A 19,157-nucleotide genomic window follows, 5' to 3' on the forward strand; every position below is an offset into this window, starting at 1 on the left:
AGGAAGCTCTGCTCGATCTGACCCGCCAGCGGCCGCGCGTCGGGACGCGCGAACCCGCCCGCCAGCTCCGCCGCCGTCAGTCCCCGCGGCAGCTCCAGCAACGCCAACGGGTTGCCGCGGGTCTCGGCGACGATCCGGTCCCGGACGCGCTCGTCGAGCCGCCCGGGCGCCGCCGAATCGAGCAGCGCCCGCGCGTCACCGTCACGCAGCCCCCCGACCTTGAGCTCCGGCAGCCCTTTCAGCGGGTCGTCCGCCCCAGGCGCCTGCCCGCGGACCGCGAACACCAGCACCACCGGCTCCGCGAGCAACCTGCGCGCGACGAACGCCAGCGTCTGCGCGGACACCCGGTCCAGCCACTGGGCGTCGTCCACGACGCAGACCAGGGGTTGCTCCTCCGCTGCCGCGGCGAGCAGGCTGAGCACAGCCAGCCCGACCATGAACCGGTCCGGGGTGCTGCCCGAGGTCAGCCCGAACGCGACCGCCAGCGCGTCACGCTGCGGACCAGGCAGCTGATCGAGATGCGGCATCATCGGCCCGCACAGCTGGTGCACTCCGGCGAACGCCAGCTCCATCTGGGACTCGACGCCGACGGCCCGCGCGATCCGGCAGCCGGCCGCGCTCTCGACCAGGTACTCCACCAGTGCGGACTTGCCGATCCCCGCCTCGCCGCGCAGGACCAGCACCTGGCTCCGGCCGGACCGCGCGTCCGCCGTCAACCGGTCCAGCACGGCGCACTCGCCGCGCCTGCCCAGCAGCCTGCGCCCGGGTTCGTCGGTCGACATCGGCACCACCGCGGAGTTGAGGGAGCCCGGCTCCGTCAATGGCGGGCGACACCATCATGCACGGGCTGCGCGGCGGACGTCGGACCCGGGCCCGGGATCCCCGGGCCCGGGATCCCCGGGGTCCTGGCCAGGGAGGCACCCGTGCCTTCCCCTGGCGCGGCTAGGCCCCGGATCGCGCGACGGTTGTCGGGTCAGCCGGCCACCGCGAACCGGAGGAGCCCCGATGCCCAGGTCCGACGCCACCGCCACACTCGAAGAAGTGGCCGGCTTCCAGGACGTCCGCCCGCGCCTGTTCGGGATCGCCTACCGGATGCTCGGCCGGGCCGCCGACGCCGAAGACGTCGTCCAGGACGTCTGGATCCGCTGGCAAGGCACGGACCGGGACGGGGTGCGCGACCGGGCGGCGTTCCTCGTGAAGGTCACGACGAGGGTCGCGCTCAACATCGTCGGCTCGGCTCGCGTCCGCCGCGAGGTGCCGGTCGACGGTCGCCTGCCGGAGCAGGCCTCGACGGCGCACGACCCGACGACGATGGCCGAACGGTCGGACGACGTGGCCCACGCCGTCCGGCTGCTGCTGGAGCGGCTGTCGCCGCGGGAACGCGCGGTCTTCGTGCTGCGGGAGGCGTTCGACTACCCGTTCCGCGAGATCGCGGAGATGCTGGCGATCAGCGACGCCAACGCGCGGCAACTGGCCCGGCGAGCCCGCACGCACCTGGCCGGGCAGCGGCACGAACCCGCCCGGCCCGCAGAGCTTGATCGCCTGCTGACGGCCTTCCTCGATGCGGCTCGGGTCGGTGAGGTGGCCGACCTCGAGCGTGTCCTCGTCGACGACGTCGCTCCGCCCGGGGGTCGTGAGTGAGAAACAGTGTCAGAACACTGTTTCTCACTCACGACCAGCCGCGGCAGACCGCTCAGTTCATCGCGTCGAGGATCGCGGCCGTGACCGCGGCCGGGTCCGACACGCTGAGAGCGTGCGACCCGCCCTTCACCTCACGGAAGCCCTTGGCGCCGGCGCGTTCCGCCAGGTACCGGTGGAGGGCGACGGGGATGTTGAGGTCCTGGTCGCCGAACACGAACCAGGACGGGATCGACCGCCACGCCGGGGTTGTCGTCGGCAGGCCCTCGGTGAGCGCCGCCTCGGTGACCGGGCGCTGCGTCGCCGCCATCACCGCCGCCTCGGCGGCCGGGACGTCGGCGGCGAACTGGTGGTGGAACGCGTCCGGCCGGATCGCGAACTCGTTGCCGCCGGTGGCGGCCGGGTAGGCGGTGAGTGTCTCGCCGAGGGTGCTGCCCGGGAACTTCGCCGACAGCTGCAGCGCGCTTTCCCCGTGCTCGGGGGCGAACGCGCACACGTAGACGAGCCCGGTGACGGCCGGGTTGCCGGCCGCCGCCTCGGTGATCACCATGCCGCCGTAGGAATGCCCGGCCAGCACGACCGGTCCATCGATGTTCGCGACGATGTCACGGACGTATGCGGCGTCGCTCGTAAGGCTGCGCAACGGGTTCGCCGCCGCGACGACGTTCACCTGTCTTGCCAGCAGTCGTTCGACGACCCCGTGCCAGCTCGCGGACTCCGCGAACGCACCGTGCACCAGGACGACGGTCGGCTTCTTTTCGGTCATGTTTCTTCTCCTTCTGTGTCGGTTTCCTAGACGTGGAGTGCTTTCCGCAGCTCGCGGCACGCTTGCTCGACCGCGCCGGTTGCGGCCGCGGTGCCGCGGAGCGGGTTGAGCATCATGAAGTCGTGGAGGGTGCCGTTGTAGCGGACGGAGGTCGTGCGCACGCCGGCCGCGACGAGCTTGCGTGCGTAGGCTTCGCCCTCGTCGCGCAGCACGTCGTTCTCGTCGACGACGACGAAGGCCTCCGGCAGTCCGGCGAGGTCCTCCGGTTCCGCGCGCAGCGGGGACGCGGTGACGTCGGCGCGCTGGGACACGTCGGGCAGGTAGGCGTCCCAGTACCAGGCCATGGCCTTGGCGGTGAGGTGCGGCCCGTCGGCGAACTCGCGGTAGCTGCCGGTGTCCTGGCCGGCGTCGGTGACCGGGTAGTACAGCGACTGGTGCCGGAACGTCACGTCGCCGCGCCGCTTGGCGAGGATCGCGACGACGGCGGACATGTTGCCGCCGACCGAGTCACCGGCGATCGCGAGGCGGGACGCGTCCAGTCCCTCGGCGGCACCGTCGGTCGTGATCCACCGCGCGGTCGCGTAGACCTGTTCGATCGCGACGGGGTACCGCGCCTCGGGCGACGGCGAATACTCGACGAACACGACCGCGGCTTCGGCGCCGACGGCCAGTTCCCGCACCAGCCGGTCGTGTGTGCCCGCGTTGCCGAAGACCCAGCCACCGCCGTGAACGTAGAGGACCACGGGCAGGGGACCGTCCACGCCGGACGGTTTGACGATGCGCACGCGCACGTTGCCTACCGCGGCCGGCACCGTGATCCACTTCTCGTCGACCGGCAGCAGGCCGGCTGGTGCGGCCTGCAGGTCGTCGAAGACCTTTCGCCCGCCTTCGGGGCCGAGTTCGTACAGGAATGGTGGCTTCGCCGTCGCGTCCGCGAAGTCCTGCGCGGCCGGTTCGAGGATGTGTTCGGTCATGCCGGATTTCCTTTTCTTTCCAGGGTGATGGTGCAGGCGACCAGCAGGGTGCAGGCCGCTGCGATACCCGCGACCACGACGGCCACGCCGGTCCACGGCGCGGCGAGCGGGAGCAGGAACACGACGGTGGCGCAGCCCAGGCTCGCGCCGGGACGCAGGACGGTTCTCGCCGCGATGGGCACGTGGACCAGCCACAGCAGCACGAGAAACACGCCCACCGAGGCCGCGACGGCGTAGCTGATCACGAGCGGCGAGGCGGGCAGGCGGTGCCCGGTGTTCTCGACCGCGACCTCCAGGCCCGCGCCGAGCGCCGCGAGCGCGGCGAAGATGCCGTAGTGGCCGTAACCCCACAGGTAGGACCCCTCGCGGCGATCACGCAGCCCGTCCCCGGCCGGTTCCAGGAAGTACAGCCACCAAAGGGCGAAGAGCAACACGAGGCCGGAGACCGCGATGGTGATGAACGAAGCACTGATCCCGTCCGCCGCCAACGCTCCTCGGACACCGGTGATCGCGGCCAGGACGCTTTCGCCGAGCAGGATGATCGTGAACAACCCGTAGCGCTCGGCGATGTGGTGCGGGTGCCAGGTGGTGGCTCGCGTCCGCTCCGCCCAGCGCGGCACCGCGAGTTCCGCGGCGACCAGCGCGAGGAAGAACACCGGCGCCACGACACCCGTCTCGGCGACGACGAGCCACCCCAGCCAGCCGGCCTGCAGGACGGAGATGCCCGTGGCGTATCGGAACGCGGTCCGCCTGCGCGCCGGATCCTCGACACCGGCCCGCACCCACTGCGCGACGAGCCCGATCCGCATGACGAGGTAGCCCGCCGCGACGGCGCGGTAGTCGCCGACGGCCGTCGCGGGCACCCCGGCGGCGAGCACGAGCACACCGGCCATCTGCAGCATGGTCAGCAGCCGGTAGGCCACGTCGTCGGTGTCGTAGGACGACGCGAACCACGTGAAGTTCATCCACGCCCACCAGATCGCGAAGAACACCTGGAGGAACCCGGCCAGGCCGGTCAGCGCGTGGCCGTCGGCGATGCGATGAGCGAGCTGAGCGGTGGCGGCCGCGACGGCGACCACGAAGACGAGGTCGAACAGCAGCTCCAGCTGGCTCGCCGCGCGATGCGGCTCGTCGATCGGGCGCGCGCTCATCCGGACGCGGATCCGGATCCTGGTGCTCATCGGCGACACGGGCTCGCTCCATCCCACTCGGTCGGACGCGAGCTAGGACCGCGCAGCGCCCGCGTTCGTGACCGGCACGCAGATTTCGCCACGCGTGTCACAACGCGGCGGGCTGCCTTGTCTCATCTGGCGACCGGGCTGATCCACGCGGGGAGGAAACATGAGCGAACCGGACAACACCGAGTTTCTGCACGGGCTTGAGATCGAAGTGGAGGCGGAGCTGGACATCGCCGAGTCGAGCCACTTCGAGGACGCCGCCCGGACACCGGTCAGCGAATGGCAGTTCGACCCGACCGACGCCGAGCGCTACGAGGTCAACCTGCGCGGTCTCCTCGGCGCGGTCGAAGCTGTCGAAGATGGGGAAAGAGGACATCGGTGAGCGGGCCCCACGATTTCTCCCATCCTCTCACTTGCGTCGTTGTCGATCACTCTGGCGCCGCGCTCCGGAAGCCTGGCTGAAGGTAGATCTTCAGGTGCTCGTCGCGCGCTCGCGCCGTCGGCTACTGGTTGGTCAAGCAGCGAGGAGCCCCGCCGACGTGGGGCTGATCGACGCGCTGCCGTACCTGGCACTGAATCTGGCGACGGCGGCGGAGGACCTGCTTCGGACGCTGTTCGAGGTCACCCAGCTGACCATCCGGATTGACGCCCGCGGCGACCGTGCGACACTGGAGATCACACTTCCCGAAGATCAGCTGCCGGAGGTCTCCGGCGCGGCGGATCCGGCTGGACGGTGCCGACCTCGCGGAGTGGGACCTGGCCGCTTTGCGCGCCTCGATCGGGTACGTCGAGCAGGATGCCCCGCTGTTGTCCGGGACCCTACGCGACAACCTCGTCTACGGCCGTCCGGAAGTCACCGACGAGGAATCCGTGCGACCGGCACGCACGATCAGCTCGTGGCCGGTGATCCCTTGTACGCCGAGTTCGCCGCCACTCGGCTGCTCACGGACGGAAGTGCCGTTCAGCCGGCTGCCGGATAGTGTTCCTGCTCGACGCCGTCGAACTCGTCCACGCCCTGTTCGCCCCCGGAGCACACCACGCTCGACCAGGCCATGCTGCTCAACCCGGCAGGGACCACACCGCTGCTGCGGCACTTCACCGCGGCGCGCACGGCAGCCGGGCGCGCGAACACCGAGGCAGCGCGCCCGGCCGTGGCTCAGGGCAGGACCTTGAACGTGTACGTCGCGTCCGTCGAGACGGTCGCCCCGGTGGCCGCCAGCGTGCCGCTGACGCGGAAGGTCACCGTGTACGTGCCGGCGGCGCTGAACGCCCGGTTGGCGTGCGTGTGCGCCCCGGCCGCCAGCGGTTTGGTGTGTCCGGGAAGTCGGTGGCAGTGATCGTTTCGAGCTGACAACGTCGAACCATGCAGAACAACGACAGCGCGCGTCGGTGCGGCAGCGTCACCCTCCGGCCGGCCGACATCAGCACCCGCTTGGTGGTCGAACGGCTGGGCCAGCTGGAACGGCACGAATTGTCGCGATTCACGGGAGACTTACCCGGGCCGGATGGGCAGTTCGACTTCCCGCGGCTGTCACGGTTCTTCACCGACACCGACCACCACGCCTATCTGATCCACTCTGGCGAACAGCTCGCGGGCTTCTGCTTGGTCCGGCCCTTCGACGGTGGGAGCAGTTTCATCCACTCCTTCTTCGTCGTCCGTGCTCTGCGGCAGCGGGGTGTCGGGCTGGCGGCCGCCACCGACCTGCTGCGGTCGCGTCGTGGACGATGGGCTATCGCCTTCGTGGAGGAGAACGAACCGGCGGCGCGCTTTTGGCGGGAGGTGGCAACCGATGTGGTCGGCAACAGTTGGACGAAGGAACTTCGTCGAGCACCGAACACCGGTCGCACGTTCACGTTCCTCCACGTCGATGTGGACCGACGTGAGCGCGACCAAAGTTGATCGCACCGACCGGCCTGCCGATCGCACGCAGATCGGCGCGACATGACAGCCGTTGTTCGGATACGTCCGACGCCGACTACTGGCACTGCGGCTGCGAGGCGAGCGCCGGGGATTGCGTGGGCTACCTCCGTAGCCCGCACCGCTTCGTCGAAGCAGCCGGACGGCAGATCGGACGTCGAAGGCAGCGCGCGGCCGAGCAGCAGCTGCCGCGGCGGGAAAGCTTCTCGCTGAGCTCTTCCGGAGTCCTGACCTGGACTCTCCGGTCTTACACAGGCGAGAAACACCATGAACGGCCCAGCCCGGCGCACGTCGGAGCACGAACAAGCGCGGATTACGCCATGTCGGCCTCGCGCGGCTTGGCCTCCAGCGCGGCGGCCACGAACGACGCGACCAGTGGCCGGCGGTCGTGCTCGTTCCAGGCGAGCACGAGACGGCTGGGTGGTGCGTCGATCACCGGGACGCACACCACGCCGACCTGCATCGGTTCGATCAGTGAGCGGGGTAGTACGCCGATCATCCGGCCCACCTTGATCATGTCGACCAGCTGGACCACGTCGGCGACCTCGGGGCCGGTTCCGTCGCCGCCGGGCACGCCCTTCCAGCGCGGCAGCGACTCGCCTTCCAGATCGGACATGCGTACCGAATCCTGGCCGGCGAGCCGGTGTCCGGGTGGGACGATGGCTACGCGGCGCTCGGTGTGCAGCGTCTCGTGGGCCAAGCCGTCGAGATCGTCGAACGGTGCGTAGAGCAGGCCGACGTCCGCCCGGCCGTCGCGCAGGAAGTCGGTGCGGTCGGCGGGGCCGCTGAACAGGATGTCGACCCGGCGGGCGCCCGGCTGGTGGGCGTAGCCGGCCAGGATCCCGGACAGCAGACCGCCGTCGCCGCCGGGCTTGAGCACGAGCCGCAGGTCGGCCTGGGTGTCGTCGGCGCGGCGGGCGTTCCGGACCGCGGCGCTGACCGCGTTGAGCGCGTGCCTGCCGTGTTCCCGCAACGCCTCCCCGGCCGGGGTGAGCGACACCTGCCGGCTGGAGCGGACGAACAGCGGGACACCGAGCCGTCCCTCGATCCGCCGGATCGCCTTCGACAACGCGGGCTGGGCGATCGACAGCCGGACGGCCGCCCGGCCGAAGTGCAGTTCGTCAGCCACCGCGATGAAGTACTCGAGCTCCCGGGTCTCCAGTTCAACCATGCCCCCAGGTTATCGCCGAATGTCCAATCGGTCTTGGACGCCGGTGGCATGACGGGCGAAGAATCGAGGCATGATCACGCATACGATGCTTGTTTCGTTCGACCAACCCCTCCCCGACGTGGAACTCGATCAGTACCTCGCGGATATCGAACGGGCGATGCTCGACACCGGTCTCGCGCAGTCGGTCGCGGTCCGGCGGCACGTTCCGATCCCCGGCGAGGAGGCCATCCCGGCGCTGATCGCCACCGCGATCGTGCAGGTCGCCGTGGCCGACGCCGAGACGCTGGCGAAGGCGTTCGCCGCGCCCGGCCTGCACCAGGTGATCGACCGCTGGCAGTCGCGGTATCCGTACCGGGTCGCCTGGGCGAACCACGAGCCGCTGTCGTGAGCGCCATGGCCGGCAAGCGGGGACTGGTCACCGGCGCGGGCAGCGGGATCGGCCGCGCGGCGGCGGTCGAGTTCGCCCGGCAAGGTGCCTCGGTCGCCGTGCTCGACATCGACGAGGACGCCGCCGCCGAGACCGCCGCCGTGATCGAGAAGGCCGGCGGGCGCGCGGTGGCCGCCACCGTCGACATCGCGGACGAAGAATCCGTGCGGGCGGCCGTCGAGCGCACGGTCGCGGCCTACGGCGGCCTCGACTTCGCGGTGAACAACGCCGGCATGTCCTCGCGCGGGCTGCTCGACCGGACGACCCTGGACGAGTTCGAGCGAGTGGTACGCGTCAACCTGGCGGGGACCTTCCTGTGCCTGAAGCACGAGCTGCCCGTGCTGGAGCGTGGCGGAGCGATCGTCAACGTCGCCTCCAACGGCGGCTTGGCCGCCATCCCGAACGCGCCCGCTTACGTGGCCGCGAAGCATGGCGTCGTCGGGCTCACGAAGGTCGCCGCGGTCGACTACGCCCCGCGCGGCATCCGCGTCAACGCGGTGTGCCCGGGCCCGACCCGCACCCCGGGGTTCGAGAAGTGGGCGGCGGGCACCGACATCATCGCGGTGCAGGAGGCGATCACCCCGCTCGGCAGGCTGGCCACGCCGGAGGAAGCCGCCGCGGCAGCCGTGTGGCTGTGCTCGGACGCCGCGTCGTTCGTCACCGGGATCGCGCTGTCGGTCGACGGCGGCCGCCGGGCCTGAGCGCGCGGGTCAGCCGGCGCGCCCGTCGAGCAGCAGTTCGGTGGTGAGCTCGATGTGGTTCCGCAGCGCTTCGACGGTTCCGTCGACGTCGCGGTCCAGCGCCCGTTCGCAGATGATCCGGTGCTCCGCGGCGGTGTCCCGGTCGCTGTGTTCCGTCGGACGGCGGGCCCAGCACCGGTACACCTCCGCGGATTCCCGGAGCTGGGTCGCCACCTGTCGCAGGTGCTGGTTCGGGCACCCCTCGAGGAGGGCTTGGTGGAACCGGGCGTGCGCGCTCAGCCATCGCTCGTTGATCGCGCCGTTCTCGTCGGCGAACGGCGTGCGCGCGAGGTTGTGGTGTGCGGCGAGGAGGTCTGACTCCCATTCGATCGTGCCGTGCGTGAGCGCTTCGCGGACCACGTGCGTCTCGATGACCACGCGCGCGCCGGTCAGGTCCCGCAGGGTGGTGGGAGAGACCTCGACGACCCGGAATCCCTGCTGTGGCGCGAAAGTGGCGAGTCCCTGGCCGACGAGCCGGGGGAGTGCCTCGCGCAGGACGCCGCTGCTCGCGCCGTACTCCTCCTTGAGCGCCTCGACGCGGAGCCGGGAGCCGGGTTCGTGGCGGCCGTTGAGGATGTCCGCGCGCAGGCGCAGGTAGACGTCCTCGACGCGGGTGGTGCTCCGGGCGGAAGTCATGTCGCGGATCCTACCGGATCACGCAGACTGGAAAAAATCTCGAGATTTTCTTGACTTGTCGAGATCTGCGGCGTTCACTGCCGGAAGTACTCGACAGACGAGGGACGGACATGAAAACGACGACGCGGTCGGGCCGGATGTGCCTGGTGGCAGACGACAGGGTGATCGATGTCGAGCGGGCGAGCGCGGGACGGTTCCCCGCCGATCCGCTCGCCGCCTTCGAGCGCTGGGACGAGTTCGCGGACTGGGCGCGGGCGATCCACGACGGGCCGGCCGGGCCCGCGGGGCCCGCCGGAAGCCCTTCGCCGGCGCCGCGGCAGGTGTTCGCGATCGGGTTGAACTACCGGGAGCACGCCGAGGAATCCGGGCTCGGGCTGCCGGAGTCGCCGGCCACGTTCACCAAGTTCCTCGGCTCGCTCACCGGACCGGAAACCCGGCTGCGGCTGCCCAGTGAGTTCGTCGACTGGGAAGCCGAGCTGGTGGTGGTGATCGGCCGGCGTGCCGAGCGGGCCGCGGCCGAGGACGCCTGGCGGCACGTGGCGGGGTTGACCGTGGGACAGGACTTCTCCGAGCGGGTCGTGCAGTCCGCTGGCCCGGTTCCGCAGTTCTCGCTGGGCAAGTCGTTCCCCGGTTTCGCGCCCACCGGGCCGGTGCTGGTGACCGCCGACGAGTTCGCCGACCCCGACGACCTCGCGATCGAGTGCCTGGTCAACGGCGAAAGCGTGCAGAAGTCGCGGACGTCGTCGATGGTCTTCGGCGTCGCCGAGCTGATCGCCCGCCTGTCGGCGGTGTGCCCGCTGCTGCCCGGCGACCTGATCTTCACCGGCACGCCGCCGGGCGTGGGGCACGCGCGCACCCCGCGGCGGTACCTGCGCCCCGGCGACGAAGTGATCACCCGCGTCGAGGGCATCGGGCAGCTCCGCCAGAGCTGCGTCGCCGCGTGAGAGGAGCGGTTCCATGGCTTTGCACAGGTTGAAGTCGCTGACCGTCGGCGTCCCCGACGTCGCCAGGACCGCCGAGTACTACGTCGACTTCGGACTGGAACAGGTCGCGCCCGGCCGGTTCGCCACGGTCGAGGGCGGCGAGCAGTTCGTTCTCGAACCTTCGCGGGTCCGCCGCCTGCTGGGCTTGACGGTCGCCGTCGACGACGCCGACGACCTCGGGCGCATCGCCGCGAACCTGAAGCGGCTGGACGTGCCGGCGCAGTGGGACGCGGCCGGCCTGCGGACGCGGGAGCCGGTCGCGGACATCGTGGTCGAGGCGACCGTCGAGTCCCGGCTGGTCCGGACCCCGGTGCCGGCGACGCCGTACAACGGTCCCGGCCGGCTGGACCGGGCCGACCGGCGGGCACCGGCGCTGTCCCGGACGGGCCCGGTGCGGCCGCTGGCGCTGGGGCACGCCGTGATCGGGACGGTCGACCAGGAAGCGACCCAGCGGTTCTTCACCGACGGGATCGGGTTCAAGGTCAGCGACGTCGTGCCCGGCCGGGCCGCGTTCCTGCGGTGTTCCACCGATCACCACAACCTGCTGGTGCAGCGGGCGCCGATCACCTTCCTGCACCACACCTCCTGGCAGGTGTCCGATGTGGACGAGGTCGGCCGCGGCGCCATGGGCATGCTCGCCGAGCACCCGGAACGCCACGTGTGGGGTTTGGGCCGCCACCACATCGGGTCGAACTTCTTCTGGTACCTCAAGGATCCGGCGGGAAACTTCTCCGAGTACTACTCCGACATGGACGCCATCGTCGACGACCAGCTCTGGACCCCGGGCTCGTTCGAGGGTCTCCACGCGCTCTACGAGTGGGGGCCGCCGCCCCCACCGTCGTTCCTCAACCCCGAAGACCTCGCCGCGCACATGACCGGTGCGCACGCGGAAGGAAGCTGAGTGCCATGCGTCTCATCGCGATGGAAGAGGCCTTCGCCATCCCCGAACTGCAGGCCGGGTTCCCCGTTCCGAGAACGGAAACCGCCGCCCACTGGATCGAGGACTGGGCGAAGCGCCTGGCCGACTTCACCACCTTCCGGCTGCCCGACATGGACGAACACGGCATCGACGTGCAGGTGCTGTCGCTGACCGCCCCAGGCATCCAGGGCTTGACCGACGCGCGGCAGGCCGTGGCGGACGCCCGGCTGGCCAACGACCACCTGGCCGACGTGATCGCCGCGCACCCGGACCGGTTCCGCGGCCTGGCCGCGCTGCCACTGCAGGATCCCGAGGCCGCCGTTGCCGAACTGCACCGCGCCGTCGGCACACTCGGGCTCAGCGGGGCTCTGGTCAACGACCACACCGGCGGCACCTACCTCGACGATCCGCGCTATGCCCCGGTGTGGGCCGCGCTCGAAGACCTGGACGTGCCGCTCTACCTCCACCCGGGCGCGCCCCCGGCCGAGCCGTGGCGGGTGCTCGCGGGCCGTCCCGAGCTACGGGGCCCGTTGTGGAGCTGGGGCGCCGAAACGAGCGGGCACGCACTCCGGATCGTCTTCGGCGGGGTTTTCGACCGGCATCCCCGCGCCACGCTGATCCTCGGCCACATGGGCGAGTTCCTGCCGTTCCAGCTGGCCCGGCTCGACTCCCGCTACGCCCCGCAGGAAAAGCGCCCACTCACGCGGAAGCCGTCGGAGTACTTCGGCCGCAACATCCTGATCACCACGAGCGGCGTGTGCGCACCGGCCGCCCTCGCCGGCGCGGTCCTCGCCATCGGCGCCGACGCCATCCTGTTCGCCGTCGACTACCCGTTCGAAGACACCGCCGAAGCCGTGCGCTTCCTCGAACACGCACCGATCAGCGACGCCGACCGGGCGAAGATCAGCCACGGCAACGCCGAACGGGTGCTGCACCTGCCGCGCTGACCTTCCAGGGACAAAGGAGTCCGAACGTGAGCACACCACAACCACCCGGCCTGCCGTGGAAAGCGGTCGGGATCGGGCTGGCCATCATGACGCTGGAAGGCTACGACCTCGTCGCCTTCGGCGCGACCACCTCGCTGTTGCTCCACCACCAGCCCTGGCACCTTTCCCTGTCCGCACTGGGGATGCTGGGCAGTCTCACCCCGGTCGGGATGCTGATCGGCGCGCTGCTGGTCGGCCAGTTCACCGATCGCTACGGCCGCCGCGGCACGACACTCGTCAGCATCGTGCTCGTCGCGCTGGGCATGTTCGCCTCCGGCGTCGCCGCCAACCCGGAGATCTTCGGCGCGGGACGGTTCGTCGTCGGACTGGGCGTCGGCGCGATCTTCCCCGCCTTGGCTCCACTGGTCTTCGAACTCGCCCCGGCGAAGCGGAAGAACCTCACCTCGGCGATCGTGCTGTGCGGCAACACCGTGGGCGGCTCGCTGGCCGCGGTGGTGGCGAACACGGTCCTGGCCGGGAACTTCCGGCTGGAGTACCTGATCGGCGGGATCGCGGCGGTGGTGCTGGTTCCGGTGACCCTGCTCTGGCTGCCCGAGTCACCGGCTTACCAGGGGAAGACCGCGACCCCGGCCCGGGACAGCGGGATGCGCCTCGTGCTGCGCCCGCCGTACCTGGGCACGACGATCCTGTTCTGCGGCATGGTGATCTGCTCGTTCCTGCTGATCTTCGGCATGAACACCTGGTTGCCGCAGCTGATGCAGGCGGCGCGGTACCCGCTGGGTTCGTCGCTGACCTTCCTCATGCTGCTCAACCTCGGCGCGACCGTCGGGGGGCTCGGGATGGCCGTGGTCGCCGACCGCGTCGGGTCGAAGGGCCCGGTCATCGCGAGTTTCCTGGTCGCCGGGCTCGCGATCGTCGCGCTGAGCGTCCGGACGCCGCAGGTGATCCTCTACGCGACCGTGCTGATCGGTGGCGCCGGCGTGCTCGGTGTCCAAGGGCTCATCAACGTCTACCTCTCCCGCGTCTACCCGGTGCACGCCCGCGCCAGCGCGATCGGTGTCGCGCTGGGCGTTGGCCGGATCGGCGCCATCGCCGGCCCGACCCTCGGCGGCTGGATCCTCGCCGCCGGTTTCGCGCCGCGGTGGAACTTCGTCCTCTTCGCGCTCCCGGCGTTGCTCGGCGCACTCCTCGCGATCGCCAACCGGGCGAAGAGCCCGCTGCGGAACACCCAGGACCGCCCCGGCCTGCCGTCGGCCGAGCCGACCCGATGAAAGGGATCACCATGCACACCTATGACGTCGCCGTCGTCGGCTGCGGACCGGTGGGACTGGCTCTCGCGCGACTGCTCAGCCTGAAGGGGCTCCGGGTCGCCGCCGTCGACCCGAACCGGATCGTCTGCCAGCATCCCCGGGCGACCCACCTCGACGACGAAACCATGCGCCTCCTGCAGACCTTGGGCGCGGCCGACATGGAACGGCAGTTCCTGCGCCAGACCGGGTGGACCCTGCACCGTCCGGACGGTGCGCCGTTCCTCGCCTTCGCCCATCCCGCCGACGAATCCGGTCAGGGCTGGCGCACCGACTACCAGTTCCACCAGCCCGACTTCGAATCGCGCCTGCGCGGCCTGCTCGCGAGCGAAGAGAACGTCGACCTCTGGTTCGGCTGGGCGGTCACCGCGCTCGACCAGGACACCGACGCGGTGACCGTCACGATGACCGAGCGCGGAACGAACCGCGTGACCGCACTGAAAGCGGCGTACGTCGTGGGCTGCGACGGAGCGAATTCCTTCGTCCGGCAGCTGATGGGCGCCGAGGTCGAGGACCTGCGGGGCACCCAGCGGTCCCTCATCGTCGACATCCACCCGTTCCGGCATCCCGCGGAACTGCCCGCGACGACCGGCTTCATCCTGTGCGAAGGCCGGCGCCCGGTCACGTACGTGCCGATCTTCCCGCCGATGCTGCGCTTCGAGTTCATGCTGCTCGACGGCGACGACGCCGCCGAGCTCGAACGTCCGCAGGCCGTGTACGACGCGCTCGGCCGCTGGATCGAACCGGGCAGCTACCGCATCATGCGCACCGACACCTACGAATGGCACGCCCGGCTCGTGCACGGCTGGCGCTCGGGCAGGCTGCTCCTCGCCGGGGACGCCGCGCACGAGATGCCGCCGATGCTCGGCCAGGGCATGTGCTCCGGATTCCGCGACGCGGCGAACCTGGCTTGGAAGCTCGCGGCCGTCGTCCAAGGCACGAGCGCCGACAGTCTGCTCGACACCTACGAAACCGAACGCTCCCCGCACGTCCGACCGTACATAGTGGAATCGGCACGGCAGGCCAACCTGATCGAGTCCTTCGGCATCGGCGACAACCGCCCGGAACCGGCGGAGCCCCAGACCGTCGAGCCGCTGCGGCCACCGCTGGGCACCGGACTGGCCGGGCGACCGGCCGGGCTGAGCCCGCAGCCGCGTGCCGCCGACGGCGCGAGGCTCGACGACGTCACCGGCTACCGGTTCGCCGTCGTCGGGCGGCACGCTGTGTCGGCCGACACCGCCGACCTGTGGCAACGGCTCGGCGTCGTGACCGTGGCCGAGACCGGGCCGGCGGTCGACGCTTGGCTGGCGGAAAACTCGGCGACCGCGGCGATCATCCGCCCGGACCGCTACGCCTTCGCCCTCGCCGCCGACCCGACGGAGCTGGAGACGGCGACGAAGGAACTGGCGCGCGTCCTGCTGAGCCGGAAGGTGCGTTCATGAAGCCGTACGCCGCCGGAATGAGCTGGGGCGAGGGACCACGCTGGCACGACGGCGCGTTGTGGCTGTCCGACACCCAGGGCAGCAAGCTGTGGACCGATCACGGCGGGCGCTGGACCGCCACGGAGCTGGAGTCCCCGTCGAACGGGTTGTGGTTTCTGCCCGACGGCAGGCTCGCCGCGGCCATGATGCACGAGAAGCGCATCGGAGTCTGGACCGGAGAACGGTTCGCCGCCTACGCGGACCTCAGCGGACTGGCCACCGGCCCGCTCGGGGACCTCGTCGGTGACCGGCACGGGAACCTCTACGTCGACGACGTCGGATTCGCCCCCGGTGAGCCACCGCGGCCGGGTCGCCTGCTGCGGATCGCCACCGACGGCTCGGCGGCCGTTGCCGCCGAGGACGTCGAGTTCCCCAACGGCCTCGCCTTGGTCGACGACGGCCGCACCCTGCTCGTCGCCGAAACCGGCGCGCAGCGGCTGACGGCCTTCACGATCGATGCGGACGGGACCCTGCGCGACCGTCGGCTCTACGCTGACATCGCCGGTCTCGTCGGCAACGACGCCCGCCCGGACGGGATCTGGCCGACCCCGTGCGGGGTGTGGGTGGCGACCACCACCGGGCACGCGGTCGCATTGGTCCGGGAGAACAAGCTGATCACCGCGATCGGCACCGGTGCCGCGTTCCCCATCGCGTGCTGTGGCGACGACGGGAACAGGCTGTTCGTCACCCTCGCCGACACCGGAGGACGGCCGCTGTTCGAAGCGCTGGCGGCCAAAGCCGTCCAGGCCACCGTCGCGGTCGCCGACCTCGAGGAGGTGCGGTGACCGGGCAACCGTTGTGGGTCCCATCGCCGGACGACGTCGAAAACGCGCGGATCACCGATTTCGCGCGGTACGCGTCGGCACGCGCGGGCCGCGACCTGACGGGCGAATACCGCGAGCTGTGGGAGTGGTCGGTGCGCGACATCGACGCCTTCTGGTCGGCGTTGTGGGACTACTTCGAGCTTCCCGAACGTCCGGCCGCGGCGCCCGCGCTGGCGGCCGAAGCGATGCCGGGCAGCGTGTGGTTCCCGGGTAGCACGCTCAACTACGCGGCCGAAGTGTTCCGCGGCCGCGACGACGACGACCTCGCGGTGATCGCGGTGGCCGAAACCGGCGCTCCGGACGAGGTCTCCTGGGGCGAGCTGCGCCGCCAGGTCGCCTCGGTCGCGGTGGCGCTGACCGGACTGGGCGTGCGGCCCGGCGACCGGGTCGTGGGCTACCTGCCGAACTCGGTGGAGGCGGTGGTCGCGTTCCTCGCCACCGCCAGTCTCGGTGCGACGTGGGCGGTGTGCGGCATGGACTACGTGGGTTCCGCCGCGCAGGCGCGGTTCGCCCAGCTGGAGCCGGCGGTGCTGATCGCCGCGACCCGGTCCGTGCACGGCGGCCGGGTCATCGATCGCGGCGACGACGTCGCGGCCTTGCGGGCGGCGTTGCCGACCCTGGCCGCCACGGTCATCGTCGGCGACCCCGTGCCCGGCACGATCCCGTGGCCGGCGATCACCGGCCTGGACACCGGACTGGCACCCGTGCCGGTCCCCGTCGAGCATCCGCTGTGGGTGTTGTTCTCGTCGGGAACCACGGGGCGTCCCAAGGGGATCGTGCACGGCCACGGTGTCGTTCTCGAGCAGCGGAAGCAGTCCGCGCTGCACCTGGACCTGCGTCCGGGAGACCGCATCCTCTGGTACACGACGCCCAGCTGGATGATGTGGAACTCGCTCGTCGGCGCTCTCCTGGTCGGGGCGACGGCCGTGTGTTACGACGGCAGCCCGGCTTACGGCCGCCCGGACGCCTTGTGGCAGCTGGCCGCCCGCCTGCGCGTCACGGTGCTGGGAACCAGCCCCGGGTACCTGGCCTCGTGCCGGAAAGCCGGTGTCCGCCTCCGGGACCACGAGCTGGGAGCGCTGGCGCGGCTCGGTGTCACCGGGGCGCCCTTTCCGGCCGACCTGCACCGCTGGGTCGCCGGCGAGCTGGGGCAGCGGGTGCAGGTGGCGTCCAGCAGCGGCGGGACCGACGTGGCCACCGCCTTCGCCGGCTCGGCGCCCACCACACCGGTGTGGGCCGGCGAGCTGTCGGCACCCTGCCTCGGAGTGGACCTCGAATCGCTGGGCCCCGACGGGCAGCCGGTGCGCGACGCGGTCGGCGAACTGGTCGTGCGGCGCCCGATGCCGTCCATGCCGGTGCGGTTCTGGGACGACCCCGACGGCACCCGCTACCGCGACGCCTACTTCGACACCTTCCCCGGGGTGTGGCGCCACGGCGACTGGATCACCATCACCGACCACGGCTCGGTGCTCATCCACGGCAGGTCCGACGCGACCCTGAACCGCCACGGCGTGCGCATGGGCAGCAGCGACATCTACGGGCCGGTCGAGGAACTGGACGAGGTGGCCGAGGCGCTCGTCGTCGGCGTCGAACAGAGCGACGGGAGTTACTGGATGCCGCTGTTCGTGACCACAGTGGACGGAGCCGATCTCGACGGCGTCCTACGCGAGCGCATCGTCGAGGCGATCCGCCGAAGCGCTTCCCCGCGCCACGTGCCCGACGAGATCATCGCGGCGCCCGGTATCCCGCACACCCGCACGGGGAAGAAACTGGAGGTGCCGGTCAAACGTCTGCTCCGCGGCGACGACCCGGCCTCGGTGGCCGACCCGGGCAGCATCGACGATCCTGGCCTGGTCGGCTGGTACGCCGAAGTCGGTGCCGCGCACCGTGCTCGACTCCGTGGGTGAGCCTACCTTCGCGTCGGCTTCCGGCGAACACCTCGACCGAACCGCCGCGCGCTACCGTCTCGGCCGTCAGGTAAGCGACGCCGCTCGCCGAGACGCGCGAGTTTTGGGCTCCGTCGAGTCCCAAAGGGACGGTCTGGTCGGCATACTACCGGTTCACCCGCGGCGATGTCGCCGAGATCGTGCGGCCGGGCGCGGCGTTGGCGCACTCTCGACGGCTGCGACGCGACGCCGGCAACGACGGCGATGCTGGGGTCGGGCGGGGTGAGGATCTTCGCGCGGCCGGCGAAATGGTCGGTGAGGTCGCGGCGCTCGTCGGCCGATTCTGCGAATCCGCCGACGAGCGCTGAGTCTTCGTCGTGCCCGCCGGCTCGCAGCTTCGGCTCGTTCCCGAGCCAGTCGCTGCCTGTCCGGTATCACCGGGGGGGTGTCCCTATGTGGTTGTCAAGCCGCGGCGGGGGCGGGTTCGGGGTGTCGGTAGTGGGTGCCGTTGCGGAGCATCGCGTAGAGGACGTCGCAGCGGCGGCGGGCCAGGCAGATCAGCGCGGCGTTGTGCTTCTTGCCCTCGGCCCTCTTCCTGTCGTAGTAGGTCCGGCTGGTCGGGTCGGACAACGAGGCGAAGGCGGCGAGGAAGAACGCGCGTTTGAGCTGGCGGTTGCCGGTCCGGGCCGGGTGCTCGCCCTTGATCGATGTTCCGGAGCTGCGGGTCACGGGGGCGATCCCGGCGTAGGCCGCCAGGTGCCCGGAGGTCTTGAAGTTGGAGGCGTCGCCGACTTCGAGGAGGATGCGGGCTGCGGTCCTGACGCCGATGCCGGGCATCGAGGTCAGGACCCCGGCAAGAGGGTGCGCATCGAGTATCCCCTCGACCTGCTCAGCAACTTGCTTCCGTTGCTGGAGAACCGTTTTGAGGCTGTCGGCCAGCCGCGGCAAGACCGTGTCCGCGGCGGCGGTGCCCGGGACGGTGACGGTCTGCTCGCCCAGGGCGGTCATGATCGCCTCGACCAGCTTGTCGCCGATGCGGGGCGCGTGAGCCTTGGCGATCGCCGTGAGCTTGCGGCGGCCGGCTTTGGCGATCCCGGCCGGGCCGCCGCAGCGGGACAGGATCTCCAGCACCGCCGGGTGGGCGATCTTGGGGCCGATGGCCCGTTCCAGCGCCGGGTGGATGCCGGTGAGCAAGCCGCGGATGCGGTTGCTGATCCGGGTGGCTTCGCCGGCCAGGTCGTCGTCGAACCCGACCAGCACCTCCAACTCGGCCAACGCGTCGTCGCCGACATCAACGGGTCGCAGGGTGTGGGGCAGGGAGCGGGCGGCGTCGGCGATGACGAACGCGTCCCGGGCGTCGGT

General features: G+C 70.9%; 21 protein-coding genes. 12 read left to right on the top strand and 9 right to left on the bottom strand.

Going from position 1 to position 19,157, the window contains the following annotated elements; all coding sequences use genetic code 11:
• The coding region (locus G3I65_RS03215) for an AAA family ATPase (protein WP_160694577.1) at nt 1–782 on the bottom strand (782 nt) is incomplete at its 3' end.
• Between the two features lie 223 nt (nt 783–1,005).
• On the opposite strand from G3I65_RS03215, the gene G3I65_RS03220 reads away from it, so the two are divergent.
• On the top strand, nt 1,006–1,641 hold the full coding sequence (locus G3I65_RS03220) for a sigma-70 family RNA polymerase sigma factor (RefSeq protein ID WP_160694579.1): 636 nt from the start codon (nt 1,006–1,008) through the stop codon (nt 1,639–1,641).
• A 52-nt stretch (nt 1,642–1,693) separates the two neighbouring features.
• Here the strand turns inward: G3I65_RS03220 and G3I65_RS03225 are convergent, their stop codons facing one another.
• From G3I65_RS03225 to G3I65_RS03235, 3 genes are read right to left on the bottom strand one after another with little or no spacing between them, the layout of a single operon-like run.
• Complete coding sequence (locus tag G3I65_RS03225; protein WP_160694581.1) at nt 1,694–2,404, bottom strand: alpha/beta fold hydrolase; 711 nt, start codon at nt 2,402–2,404, stop codon at nt 1,694–1,696.
• A 26-nt stretch (nt 2,405–2,430) separates the two neighbouring features.
• The gene (locus tag G3I65_RS03230; protein ID WP_160694583.1) at nt 2,431–3,378 is read right to left on the bottom strand and encodes an alpha/beta hydrolase; all 948 of its coding nucleotides are present in this window, start codon (nt 3,376–3,378) and stop codon (nt 2,431–2,433) included.
• Nucleotides 3,375–4,559, bottom strand: coding sequence for a low temperature requirement protein A (locus G3I65_RS03235; protein WP_239070359.1), 1,185 nt, complete (start codon nt 4,557–4,559; stop codon nt 3,375–3,377). The genes G3I65_RS03230 and G3I65_RS03235 overlap by 4 nt, the downstream gene beginning before the upstream one ends.
• A 160-nt stretch (nt 4,560–4,719) precedes the next feature.
• On the opposite strand from G3I65_RS03235, the gene G3I65_RS03240 reads away from it, so the two are divergent.
• Entirely contained in the window at nt 4,720–4,938 is a 219-nt protein-coding gene (locus G3I65_RS03240; protein WP_160694585.1) for a hypothetical protein, read from the top strand.
• Nucleotides 4,939–5,517: 579 nt separating this feature from the next.
• Here the strand turns inward: G3I65_RS03240 and G3I65_RS03250 are convergent.
• Together G3I65_RS03250 and G3I65_RS56335 are read right to left on the bottom strand one after the other, a co-directional pair.
• Complete coding sequence (locus G3I65_RS03250; protein ID WP_163046634.1) at nt 5,518–5,688, bottom strand: hypothetical protein; 171 nt, start codon at nt 5,686–5,688, stop codon at nt 5,518–5,520.
• Between the two features lie 24 nt (nt 5,689–5,712).
• Nucleotides 5,713–5,910: a TIGR03769 domain-containing protein gene (locus G3I65_RS56335; RefSeq protein WP_203612263.1), complete on the bottom strand. Its 198-nt coding sequence runs from the start codon at nt 5,908–5,910 to the stop codon at nt 5,713–5,715.
• Nucleotides 5,911–5,919: 9 nt separating this feature from the next.
• Between G3I65_RS56335 and G3I65_RS03260 the strand changes: the two genes are divergently transcribed.
• A complete protein-coding gene (locus tag G3I65_RS03260; RefSeq protein WP_203612264.1) occupies nt 5,920–6,456 on the top strand; it encodes a GNAT family N-acetyltransferase in 537 nt (178 codons plus the stop codon).
• A 331-nt stretch (nt 6,457–6,787) separates the two neighbouring features.
• On the opposite strand, the gene G3I65_RS03265 is transcribed toward G3I65_RS03260, so the two are convergent.
• Nucleotides 6,788–7,645: a LysR family transcriptional regulator gene (locus tag G3I65_RS03265; protein WP_160694591.1), complete on the bottom strand. Its 858-nt coding sequence runs from the start codon at nt 7,643–7,645 to the stop codon at nt 6,788–6,790.
• 118 nt (nt 7,646–7,763) lie between these two features.
• Between G3I65_RS03265 and G3I65_RS03270 the strand changes: the two genes are divergently transcribed.
• Together G3I65_RS03270 and G3I65_RS03275 are read left to right on the top strand one after the other, a co-directional pair.
• Nucleotides 7,764–8,033 (top strand): hypothetical protein, encoded by a 270-nt coding sequence (locus G3I65_RS03270; RefSeq protein ID WP_309235234.1) that lies wholly within the window; start codon nt 7,764–7,766, stop codon nt 8,031–8,033.
• Nucleotides 8,034–8,038: 5 nt separating this feature from the next.
• The gene (locus G3I65_RS03275; RefSeq protein ID WP_166639601.1) at nt 8,039–8,773 is read left to right on the top strand and encodes an SDR family NAD(P)-dependent oxidoreductase; all 735 of its coding nucleotides are present in this window, start codon (nt 8,039–8,041) and stop codon (nt 8,771–8,773) included.
• Between the two features lie 9 nt (nt 8,774–8,782).
• Here G3I65_RS03275 and G3I65_RS03280 read toward each other — a convergent pair whose 3' ends face one another.
• Nucleotides 8,783–9,448, bottom strand: coding sequence for a GntR family transcriptional regulator (locus G3I65_RS03280; RefSeq protein ID WP_160694597.1), 666 nt, complete (start codon nt 9,446–9,448; stop codon nt 8,783–8,785).
• Between the two features lie 137 nt (nt 9,449–9,585).
• Here G3I65_RS03280 and G3I65_RS03285 point away from each other — a divergent pair, with 137 nt between their 5' ends.
• Genes G3I65_RS03285 through G3I65_RS03315 form a run of 7 tightly spaced genes read left to right on the top strand, consistent with a single transcriptional unit; the run spans nt 9,586 to nt 17,816 of the window.
• Nucleotides 9,586–10,392, top strand: coding sequence for a fumarylacetoacetate hydrolase family protein (locus G3I65_RS03285; RefSeq protein WP_239070367.1), 807 nt, complete (start codon nt 9,586–9,588; stop codon nt 10,390–10,392).
• Between the two features lie 13 nt (nt 10,393–10,405).
• Nucleotides 10,406–11,332, top strand: a complete 927-nt coding sequence (locus G3I65_RS03290; RefSeq protein WP_160694601.1) for a VOC family protein — start codon at nt 10,406–10,408, stop codon at nt 11,330–11,332.
• Between the two features lie 5 nt (nt 11,333–11,337).
• Nucleotides 11,338–12,297 carry an amidohydrolase family protein gene (locus G3I65_RS03295; RefSeq protein WP_160694603.1) on the top strand — a complete coding sequence of 320 codons (960 nt, stop codon included), beginning with the start codon at nt 11,338–11,340 and terminating at the stop codon, nt 12,295–12,297.
• Between the two features lie 26 nt (nt 12,298–12,323).
• Complete coding sequence (locus G3I65_RS03300; protein ID WP_309235235.1) at nt 12,324–13,568, top strand: MFS transporter; 1,245 nt, start codon at nt 12,324–12,326, stop codon at nt 13,566–13,568.
• A gap of 11 nt (nt 13,569–13,579) precedes the next feature.
• Entirely contained in the window at nt 13,580–15,046 is a 1,467-nt protein-coding gene (locus G3I65_RS03305) for a bifunctional 3-(3-hydroxy-phenyl)propionate/3-hydroxycinnamic acid hydroxylase (protein WP_160694605.1), read from the top strand.
• Nucleotides 15,043–15,870 (top strand): SMP-30/gluconolactonase/LRE family protein, encoded by an 828-nt coding sequence (locus G3I65_RS03310; RefSeq protein WP_160694607.1) that lies wholly within the window; start codon nt 15,043–15,045, stop codon nt 15,868–15,870. Before G3I65_RS03305 ends, G3I65_RS03310 begins: the two co-directional genes overlap by 4 nt.
• On the top strand, nt 15,867–17,816 hold the full coding sequence (locus G3I65_RS03315; protein ID WP_160694609.1) for an acetoacetate--CoA ligase: 1,950 nt from the start codon (nt 15,867–15,869) through the stop codon (nt 17,814–17,816). Before G3I65_RS03310 ends, G3I65_RS03315 begins: the two co-directional genes overlap by 4 nt.
• Before the next feature lie 441 nt (nt 17,817–18,257).
• Here the strand turns inward: G3I65_RS03315 and G3I65_RS03320 are convergent.
• The coding region (locus G3I65_RS03320) for an IS110 family transposase (protein ID WP_160694611.1) at nt 18,258–19,157 on the bottom strand (900 nt) is incomplete at its 5' end.

This window comes from Amycolatopsis sp. SID8362 (genome assembly GCF_010550475.1).
GTDB classification, from domain to species: domain Bacteria; phylum Actinomycetota; class Actinomycetes; order Mycobacteriales; family Pseudonocardiaceae; genus Amycolatopsis; species Amycolatopsis eburnea.